This window comes from Flavobacterium sp., from assembly GCF_044339515.1.
GTDB lineage: Bacteria > Bacteroidota > Bacteroidia > Flavobacteriales > Flavobacteriaceae > Flavobacterium.
In genome coordinates this window covers 1-2,925 of record NZ_JBIIVK010000106.1, presented here as the reverse complement: position 1 = coordinate 2,925, position 2,925 = coordinate 1, and the positions used below count along the sequence as shown (strand labels likewise).

The 2,925-nt window shown below is 39.9% G+C and carries 2 protein-coding genes; both read right to left on the bottom strand.

Features of this window, described 5'->3' with window-relative positions; all coding sequences use genetic code 11:
* The coding region (locus ACIQ0M_RS15485) for an OmpA family protein (protein ID WP_396153858.1) at positions 1 to 1,815 on the bottom strand (1,815 nt) is incomplete at its 3' end.
* A gap of 20 nt (positions 1,816 to 1,835) precedes the next feature.
* The gene (locus ACIQ0M_RS15480) at positions 1,836 to 2,768 is read right to left on the bottom strand and encodes a type IX secretion system membrane protein PorP/SprF (RefSeq protein WP_396153856.1); all 933 of its coding nucleotides are present in this window, start codon (positions 2,766 to 2,768) and stop codon (positions 1,836 to 1,838) included.
* Positions 2,769 to 2,925: the final 157 nt, after the last annotated feature.

The following is a 2,925-nucleotide window of genomic DNA, read 5'->3' as shown; positions in this document are numbered from 1 at the left end:
TTCTTTACAATCTACTTTTGGTTCGGTTTCACCCATTCCTTTTCCGGAGATTTGCTCTTTGGAGATACCTTTAGACAAGATGTATTGAACGGTTGATTTTGCTCTTGCATCAGATAATCTCAAGTTGTATACGTCGCTTCCTCTGTTATCGGTGTGGGCTTTGGCTAAAACAACCATGCTTTTGTTGTTTTGTAAGACTTGCACCAGTTTATCTAGCTCAAAAGCTCCCTCTTGAGTGATGTTACTCTTGTTGAACTCAAAGAAAATAGGTTTTAAAACTACTTCGGTCTCTGTTACAATCACATCAATTGGGTTCAAGGCTGCTTCTACTTTTCTTGCTTCGCCTTTGCTGGCTGCTACCGAGAAGGTGTTGCTCTCATAACCGTCTTTTGAGGCTTGTATCGTGTAGGCTTTGTTACACTCTACATAATACGCCACCTCACCATTGGCTCCTGAGGTTTCTGTGGCAATCACGTTTTTCTTTTCATCCACAATAGCTACTTTGGCATTCGAGAGAACTTTTCCTGTTTTAGCATCTGTAACTACTGTGATTACCTCTACACCACAAATAGGAGTGGCTAAATAAATATTATCCACACCTGAGCGGTTGGTAGACAAAAATCCGATGTTTTTCTCTGCATTTAACGAAAATGCAAAATCGTCTTTCTCACTGTTTACCGGTTTACCTAAGTTGGTTGATTCACCTTTGGTCATATCATACGCAAAGACATCCAATCCACCAAATCCTTGTCTGCCACTTGAGGCAAAATAAAGCGTTTTGTTGTCTTCAGTAACAAAAGGGAAGTTCTCTTCGCCTTCAGTGTTTACTTTTGAACCTAGGTTCTCTGGTTCACCATAGGTACCGTCTTCTTTTACGGCTACTCTCCAGATGTCGGTTCCACCGATGCTGCCGGGTCTGTTGGAAGCAAAATACAACGTTTTACCGTCTTTGCTCAACGAAGGATTTCCGGTTGAATACGTATTGCTGTTAAATGGCAACTGGGTGATGTTTGACCATTTTCCGTTGGCCATCGTAGCCTTATACAAGTTGACTTGTCCTAATTTGGCATTGATGGATTTGTCTTTTTCAAAACCACCTTTTTCTTTAAAGCTTTCGCTGGAAAAATAAATCGTGTTTCCGTCTGCACTCAGTGAAGAAGGGCCATCGTGCCATTTTGAATTTAAATCCGCTACCGGCTCTGCATTGGTAATAGTACCGTCTACATTATAAGTAGCTTTGTAGATGTCTAAATAAGGTTCTTCATTCCAACCGTAATTCTTTCTGGCTCCGTTTCTGGCACTGGTAAAGTAAAGGTTGTTTTGATGCAATACCGCTCCAAAGTCTGATTTATCACTATTAATGTCCAATGATTTAATATCAAACTTCTTTTGTTTGTCAAGCAAACTCGGAAGGTAGTTTGGATTGGCCTTAAAATCTTTTGCCCTTTGGTCATTTGGTGCTTTTGAGGCAAAGCTTTGCATTTGTTTGTTGGCCTCTTCATACTTGCCTTGTGCTTTAAGCATTTGGGCATAGCGGTAGTACGTTTCGGCATCCTGTGGTGTTTCAACGGCTCTGGCATACCATTTGGTGGCTTCCGAGGCGTTAAAGGTGTTAAAATAACTGTCGGCCAATTGTTTGTAAACATACCCGTCAGCTTTACCATTCTCGGCTAGCTTTAAGTATTCTTGAGCGGCATCAACGTATTCTAATCGCTTGAAAAGCTTGTCGGCTTTTTGCGTATCTTTAGTCTGGGCACTAAGTGGTGTAAGACTTAAACTTACAATACTTAGAATCGATATATATACTTTTTTCATCGTTTGAGTTGCTTTTTAGGTTAGAAAAATCGTGGTGAACGGGATACTTTCTTGGGGAAATTTACATCAAACAACAAGAAAAACTCGTGCGAAGAAGGCGTCGTGATATTTAAATCCGATACGATATGATCATACGCATATCCAATACGAAGATTAGGGCTAATGGCATAATTAATCATCGCTCCAAAACTGTCTTCTAAACGATAGGTAGCTCCTATTTCAAACTTCTCAAAGAATAAAAAGTTGGTCGATACATCAAGCGATGTGGGGGCATTAAAGGCTGACTTTAACATCGCAAAAGGCTTGAACTTTGTGTTGGGACTTAAATCGAAGACATATCCTGCTGTTAAAAAGTAGTGCGATACTTCTGAACCAAATTCTCTTTCTTCTCCATTATCACGTAAATCTAAGTGCTTTGATTTTAACATGTTTGGCACAGAAAAAGCGACATAATACTTATTGGTGTAATAAAAAAGTCCTGTACCAATGTTCATGTAGGTATTGCTAACGTCCTGACTAAAGGCCGGATCGTCCGGTTGAGGTAGTGTCCCGTTGATGTCACTAAACAAACCAACATCATGGAAGGTAAGTCCCGCTTTTAATCCAAAGGCCAATTTGTGTTCGCCTCCTAAATTAAGCGTATAAGAGAAGTCGGCATACGCATTATTCTCCTCTACCGGTCCAATCTTGTCCGAGATGACACTTAATCCCAATCCAACGTTTCTTCCAACAGGCATGTGACCTGAAAAAGTGGCTGTGGTAGGAGCATCCTCAATGTCAACCCACTGTTTTCTGTAAAGTAATCCAAAGGACAGGTTTTCTTTACTTCCTGCATAGGCCGGGTTAATGACGTTCATATTATACATGTACTGTGTATAATGTGGATCTTGCTGTGCTTTGGTTTCAAAGAAACTAATCGCGGCGATCAATGTTGCAAAATATATTTTTCTCATTTCTTTATAGGGTTTATTTTTTTAAACTCACCATTACTCTTGGTTTAGTAATGGTGAGTGATGATATCTACTAACGCTCTCTGTTGATATAAATCCAACCAGTTTTGGCTTCAATGTTATTGAATTCTATCACAAAGTAGTATGTTCCATCGGGTAA

What these genes read in the sequence shown, in the direction of transcription:
- ACIQ0M_RS15480 (WP_396153856.1), bottom strand. Translation starts at nt 2,768, where the DNA reads ATGAGAAAAATATATTTTGCAACATTGATCGCCGCGATTAGTTTCTTT.